Source organism: Streptomyces montanus, assembly GCF_005786655.1.
In the GTDB taxonomy this organism is placed as follows: Bacteria; Actinomycetota; Actinomycetes; order Streptomycetales; family Streptomycetaceae; genus Streptomyces; species Streptomyces sporangiiformans.
The window spans coordinates 1-6,457 of record NZ_VBZC01000103.1; the positions used below are offsets into that span (position 1 = coordinate 1).

Consider the following 6,457-nt stretch of genomic DNA (forward strand, 5'->3'; position numbering starts at 1 on the left):
GCTCGGCGCGTGGCAGCTCGCGAGCGTGGACGGGGACGGCGGCGCGCACGGACGGGCCCTGGACGACGCGGCGGTCCGGCGCGCGCTCGCCGAGGGCGCGCGGGGCGCGGGGCCAGGTGCGTCCGGTTCCGGAAGAGCTCACGGTTCCGGAACAGCCGACGGTTCCGCGACCGCCCCGAGTTCCGCCGCGCCCACCGGTTCCCCCAGCGCCACCCCGACGCCCAGCGCCACCCCGACCACCACCGCCACCCCGCGGCCGACCAAGACCCCCTACGCCCCCCGAAGGGACACCGTGCACTTCACCGGCGGCAGCGTCACCGCCGAATGCCGTGCCGACGGGAGCGTGTACCTCGTCTCCTGGAGCCCGGCCGACGGGTACCAGTTCGACGAGGACGTCGAGCGGGGGCCCGCGCCGGTGGCCCGCCTGGAGGCGGAGCCGACCGCCGACGACGCGGAGGATCTCACGTACGAGATCACGTGCATGGCGGACGGGCCGCGGGCCCAGCGCGTGCCCGACACCGACGACTGACGGGCCCGGCCCTCGAGAGTGCGCTCCGCGAACCCGACACACTGTCGCGATCAGCCCCATACCGCAGGACAGGACGCCGATGTCGCGTCGACACCCTGCGCTCCTACGCTCGCCCGCATGACCCCTCAGCCCAACCCCCAGACCGGCGCCGCCGTGAAGGCCGCGGACCGTGCGCATGTGTTCCACTCCTGGTCCGCGCAGGAGCTCATCGACCCACTCGCCGTCGCCGGCGCCGAGGGGGCGTACTTCTGGGACTACGACGGCAAGCGGTACCTGGACTTCTCCAGCGGGCTCGTCTTCACGAACATCGGCTATCAGCACCCCAAGGTCGTCGCCGCGATCCAGGAGCAGGCCGCGACGCTGTCCACCTTCGCGCCCGCCTTCGCGATCGAGGCACGGTCCGAGGCCGCACGGCTCATCGCCCGGCGGACCCCCGGCGATCTCGACAAGATCTTCTTCACCAACGGCGGGGCCGAGGCCGTCGAGAACGCCACCCGCATGGCGCGGCTCCACACCGGCCGCCCCAAGGTGCTCTCCGCCTACCGCTCCTACCACGGTGCCACCGCCACCGCGATCAACCTCACCGGCGACCCGCGCCGCTGGGCCAACGACAGCGGCGCGGCCGGTGTGGTGCACTTCTGGGCGCCGTTCCTCTACCGCTCCCCCTTCCACGCCGAGAACGAGCGGCAGGAGTGCGAGCGCGCGCTCCAGCACCTCGCCGACACGATCGCCTTCGAGGGCCCGGGCACGATCGCCGCGATCATCCTGGAGACCATCCCCGGTACGGCGGGCGTCATGGTGCCGCCGCCGGGCTATCTGGAGGGCGTGCGCGCGCTCTGCGACCAGTACGGCATCGTCTTCGTCCTGGACGAGGTCATGGCCGGCTTCGGGCGCACCGGCGAGTGGTTCGCCGCCGATCACTTCGGGGTCGTACCGGACCTGATCACCTTCGCCAAGGGCGTGAACTCCGGGTACGTGCCCCTCGGCGGCGTCGCGATCTCCGGCGCCATAGCGGAGACCTTCGCCCGCAGGCCCTACCCCGGCGGTCTCACCTACTCCGGGCACCCGCTGGCCTGTGCCGCCGCCGTCGCCACGCTCAACGTGATGGAGGAGGAGGACGTCGTCGGACAGGCGGCACGGATCGGCGAGAGCGTCCTCGGGCCCGGCCTGCGCGAGCTCGCCGCGCGACACCCCAGCGTCGGCGAGGTGCGCGGCACCGGCGTCTTCTGGGCCCTGGAGCTCGTACGGGACCGGGAGACCCGCGAGCCCCTCGTCCCCTACAACGCCTCCGGCGAGGCGGCCGCCCCCATGGCCGCCTTCGGCGCCGCCGCCAAGAAGCGCGGCCTGTGGCCCTTCATCAACATGAACCGCACCCATGTCGTCCCCCCGTGCAACATCACCGAGTCCGAGGCCAAGGAGGGCCTGGCCGCCCTGGACGAGGCCCTGTCGGTGGCCGACGAACACACGGTGTAGCAGCACGGGGCGGTCGTACGCCCGCGTCCGCGCGACGAGGGGGCGCACAAGCGACGCGCCCCCGGGTGCCGGGAACCCGAACGCGTAAGGTGACGTGCTCGTAGACATGAGCGAGTACTGACCCGATCGGGGAGGACGACCCACATGCCCGGCACCGGTGGCGGCAATGGCGCCGTGACCCGCAGCACGCTGCGGCAGCAGATCGCGGACGCGCTCCGCGACGAGGTGCTGGCCGGCCGCCTCCAGCCGGGCCAGGAGTTCACGGTCAAGGAGATCGCCGAGCAGTACGGCGTCTCCGCGACCCCCGTCCGCGAGGCCCTGGTCGATCTGTCGGCCCAGGGCCTGCTGGACGCGGACCAGCACCGCGGCTTCCGCGTGCACGAGTACTCGCCGGCCGACTACCGGGGCATGATCGAGGCCCGCAGCCTGGTCACCGACAGTCTGTTCCACAGCTTCCTGGACAAGGAAGCGGATGTCGCCGGCGTCGGCCGGGCCGCCCGCGAGGTCTTCGCCGGGCGCGCCGACGACCCGCGTACCGCCGCCACCCTCGCCGGCATCCGCCGCCGCGGCGAGGAGGCGCAGCGCGCCGCGGGCGCGGGTGACCTGAACATCCTCATCGGCTACGACCTGCGCTTCTGGCGCGAGCTCAGCCTGCTCTTCGGCAACCCGTACCTCGCCGACTTCCTGCACCGCCTGCGCGTGCAGACGTGGGTGTGCGCGGTCCAGTACCTGCGCGGGACGACGGACCTGCGCGGCCGTCTCTGGGCCGAGCACACCGCGCTCGTGGACGCCCTCGCGCGCCGCGACGCCGACGCCGCGCACGCCATCGTCACCGCGTACAACGTGCACTCCCTCGCCCTCATCGAAGGACTGGCGGCCGGATGAGCGCGGTGGACCTGTCCGTCGTGGTGCCCGCGTACAACGAGGAACGGCGGCTCGGTCCGACGCTCGAGGCGATCGTCGGCCATTTACGGGAGAGCGAGGGCCGCCGGGGCGACTGGGAGCTGATCGTCGTCGACGACGGTTCCACCGACGGTACGCGCGACCTCGTGGCCGCCGTCACCGACCATCGCGTCAAGCTCGTCACCAGCCCCCGCAACCGCGGCAAGGGCAGCGCCCTGCGCCTCGGCGTCCTCGCCTCGTACGGCCACCGTGTGCTGATCACCGACGCCGATCTGGCCGCGCCCATCGAGGAGTTGGACCACCTCGACAAGGCGCTCAGCGACGGGTTCTCGGCCGCGGTCGGCTCGCGCGCCACCCCCGGCGCGACCATCGAGAACCGCCAGCACCTGCTGCGCGAACTCCTCGGCCGCACCGGCAACTTCCTCATACGCTGCGTCGCGGTGCCCGGCATCCGCGACACCCAGTGCGGCTTCAAGCTCTTCGACGGTGACCAGGCCCGCGAGGCGTTCGCCGCGTCCCGCCTCGACGGCTGGGGCATAGACGTCGAGATACTCCACTACTTCCGCCGCTCCGGCTGGCCGGTCGCGGAAGTCCCGGTGCGCTGGGCCCACCAGTCCGGCTCGAAGGTCCGGCCCCTCGACTACGGCCGAATGCTCGCCGACCTCACCCGCCTGAAATCCCGCTCCCTGCGCCCCGCGGACATCCTGGCGGTGGGCCTGCTCCTGCTGATGTCCGTGGCCCTCCACTGGGGCCGCTGGCCCGACCCGAGCAGCCACTACCTCCCCGACTCGCTCCAGGACCAGAACCAGTGGGAGTGGTTCTTCGCGGTCTCCGCCGACAATCTCGCGCACCTGAGAAACCCCCTCTTCACCGACCTCCAGGGCTTCCCCGGCGGCGTGAACCTCATGGCCAACACGGTCATGCTCGGCCTGTCCGTCCCCCTCGCCCCCGTGACCTGGCTCTTCGGCCCGGCGGTCACGCTGGCCCTGGTGATGACCCTGGGCCTGGCCGCGACGGCCGCCGCCTGGTACTGGCTGATCGTCAAACGTCTCGTACGGCAGCGGGGCGGGGCCTTCGCCGGCGCCGCCCTCGCCGCCTTCGCGCCGCCGATGGTCAGCCACGCCAACGCGCACCCGAACTTCGTCGTCCTGTTCATGATCCCGCTGATCATCGACCGGGCGCTGCGCCTGTGCACGGGCGCGAGGGTGGTCCGGGACGGCGTGGTGCTGGGGCTGATGGCGGCGTACCAGATCTTCCTCGGCGAAGAGCCGTTGCTGCTCGCCGCGATGGGGATGGCGCTGTTCGCGCTCGGCTACGCGGTGGTGCGGCGGGATGTGGCCCGAGTCGCGTGGCGTCCGCTGCTGCGCGGGCTGGCGGTCGGCGGCGCGGTCTGCCTGCCGCTGGTCGCCTTACCCCTGTACTGGCAGTTCTTCGGACCGCAGAGCTACCAGAACGTGCTGCACGGCGACCACGCGGGCAACAGTCCGCGGGCGCTGTTCTCCTTCGCGGAACGCTCGCTGCTGGCGGGCGACAAAAAGACGGCCGACGCGCTGTCCCTGAACCCGACCGAGCAGAACGCCTTCTACGGCTGGCCGCTCGCCGCGTTCGCCTTCGCCGTCGTGGTCCGGCTGTGGGAGCGGGCGGTGGTCAAGGCGCTGGCCTTCACGGCGATCGCCGCGGCTTTATTGTCCCTCGGGCCGAAGGTGCGTATCCCGCTGACGGACGCCGTGCTCCCGGGCCCCTGGGCGCTCCTCTCGGAGAAACCTCTCTTCGAGTCGGTGATCGAGGGCCGCGTGGCGATGGTGTGCGCGCCGGCGCTGGGGATGCTGCTGGCGCTGGCGGTGGAACGGCTGGCCGTCACGCGGAACCTCGGCAACCAGTACCTCGGTTTCGTGGCCCTCATCGTCGCGCTGCTGCCGATCGTGCCCGCGCCGCTGAGGACGGTGGACCGCGTGGAGGTTCCGCCCTTCATCGCGGACGGCACATGGAAGTCGTACGTCTCCGAAGGCGAGTCCCTCGTCTCCGTGCCGCTGCCCGACCCCGGCAACGCGGAGGCACTGCACTGGCAGACGGTGGCGGGGCTGGAGTTCAAGCTGCCGGGCGGTTACTTCAACGGCCCGTACGGCGAGGACCGTGTCGGCATCTACGGCGCCTCGCCCCGCCACACCTCCAACCTTCTGCGTGACGTTCGCTACAAGGGCAAGGTCCCGGTGATCGGTGAGGAGTGGCGGGCGCAGGCCCGCCGCGACTTCGCCTACTGGGAGGCGGGAATCCTGGTACTCGCCCCGCAGCACAACGACGCGCAGCTGCGGGAGACGGTCGACAAGCTCGTGGGGGACCCGGGGACGTGGGTCGGCGGGGTGTGGGTATGGGATCTGCACGACGGGGGCTGACCGGGCCTGGCACCCATTACGCTGCTTTGACCACCGTGCTACGCGAGGAGTTCTCTGTTGGCCTGTGACCTGTGGCTGGTCCCACTCGTCGACGTGTTGTGCCACACCCCCGACAACCCCTTCGCCGAGGAACTCGCGCTCTACGACAAGGTCCTGAGCGAGGCCGGACTTCCACCGGTTCCGGTGTACGCGTACATGCCGGGGCTGTCCGGCGACGTGGCGCCGGTCGCTGGTTTCGACTACGACGCGCTGCATTTCCTGCGCCGCGCCTACCTGCTCCAGGTCTGCCAGCTGGCGGTGACGCCGGTGGACGAACTGGGCGGTGACTACGAGCAGTTGCTGGAGATGTTCGAGGCGACGGCCCAGCAGTCGCACCTGGTCTGGCACTACGACCACGCGGGCGCGTATGTGCCGGTCGACTTCCCCCACCCGCTCTCGAACGACGAACTGCTGGCGGGCGGGGGCCCCTTGGGCTCGTCCCAGACGCTGTTGCGTGAGCTGGAGTTCGTGGCCCCGTCGATCGGCATCGACCCCGCGAACCCTCCCCTGCCGCCCGAACCCCCCATGGCGCCCACGGAGTTGGAGGAACCGGCCGCCCCCGCCCCCTTCGACGCGAGCCCCTTCGCCCGCGAGCGGCACGTCTGGCTGGGCCTGCACGCGGCGGCGACGCGCAGCCTCGCTCAGGGGTCGATGATCGTCTTCAGCTGACGGGGGGACTTGCCCGGCGTACTGCTAGCCAAGCGCCGACAACCCCTTCTGCAGGTCGTCGAGGTCCATGACCGGGGATACTTCGACCTTGGCACCGAGCTGCGTGAAGAAGGGCTCGGCGAGGGGCGGCAGTTCCGAGCTGTCCTGCATGTCGAAGACGAACACGCAGGAGCGTTGCCCCTCCTCGGGCATGAAGTAGGCGGCCTCCGGCTTGATCCTGTCCATGGTCGCCTTGAGCAGCTCAGGCAGCTTGCCGCCCTTGATGGCCTCGCTCGACTTCTCGGTGTCCAGGGTCGCCTTGAGCATGACGCGCATCGCACTCACCTCTTGTCGGGGGTTCGGGATGGCCGGTTTTGCACTCTTTGGCCAGTATGCGCTGCGAGGGGAGGGTGGGGCATGTGGACCATGTGGGCGCGCTGCAGTGAACAGACGACTACTCTGAGTGGCGACT

The 6,457-nt window shown here is 71.1% G+C and carries 5 protein-coding genes and 1 pseudogene; 5 read left to right on the forward strand and 1 reads right to left on the reverse strand.

Going from position 1 to position 6,457, the window contains the following annotated elements; translation table 11 throughout:
* From FE633_RS47630 to FE633_RS44725, 5 genes and pseudogenes are all read left to right on the forward strand, one after another.
* Nucleotides 1-529 (forward strand): annotated as a pseudogene (locus FE633_RS47630) (hypothetical protein); the annotation flags it as partial.
* Between the two features lie 117 nt (nt 530-646).
* A complete protein-coding gene (locus tag FE633_RS44710; RefSeq protein ID WP_138050900.1) occupies nt 647-2,002 on the forward strand; it encodes an aspartate aminotransferase family protein in 1,356 nt (451 codons plus the stop codon).
* Nucleotides 2,003-2,146: 144 nt separating this feature from the next.
* Nucleotides 2,147-2,887: a GntR family transcriptional regulator gene (locus FE633_RS44715; protein WP_138050901.1), complete on the forward strand. Its 741-nt coding sequence runs from the start codon at nt 2,147-2,149 to the stop codon at nt 2,885-2,887.
* The gene (locus tag FE633_RS44720; RefSeq protein ID WP_138050902.1) at nt 2,884-5,298 is read left to right on the forward strand and encodes a dolichyl-phosphate beta-glucosyltransferase; all 2,415 of its coding nucleotides are present in this window, start codon (nt 2,884-2,886) and stop codon (nt 5,296-5,298) included. Before FE633_RS44715 ends, FE633_RS44720 begins: the two co-directional genes overlap by 4 nt.
* Before the next feature lie 57 nt (nt 5,299-5,355).
* On the forward strand, nt 5,356-6,006 hold the full coding sequence (locus tag FE633_RS44725; protein ID WP_138050903.1) for a hypothetical protein: 651 nt from the start codon (nt 5,356-5,358) through the stop codon (nt 6,004-6,006).
* 24 nt (nt 6,007-6,030) lie between these two features.
* Here the strand turns inward: FE633_RS44725 and FE633_RS44730 are convergent, their stop codons facing one another.
* Nucleotides 6,031-6,321: a DUF3303 family protein gene (locus tag FE633_RS44730; protein WP_138050904.1), complete on the reverse strand. Its 291-nt coding sequence runs from the start codon at nt 6,319-6,321 to the stop codon at nt 6,031-6,033.
* Nucleotides 6,322-6,457 lie beyond the last annotated feature (136 nt).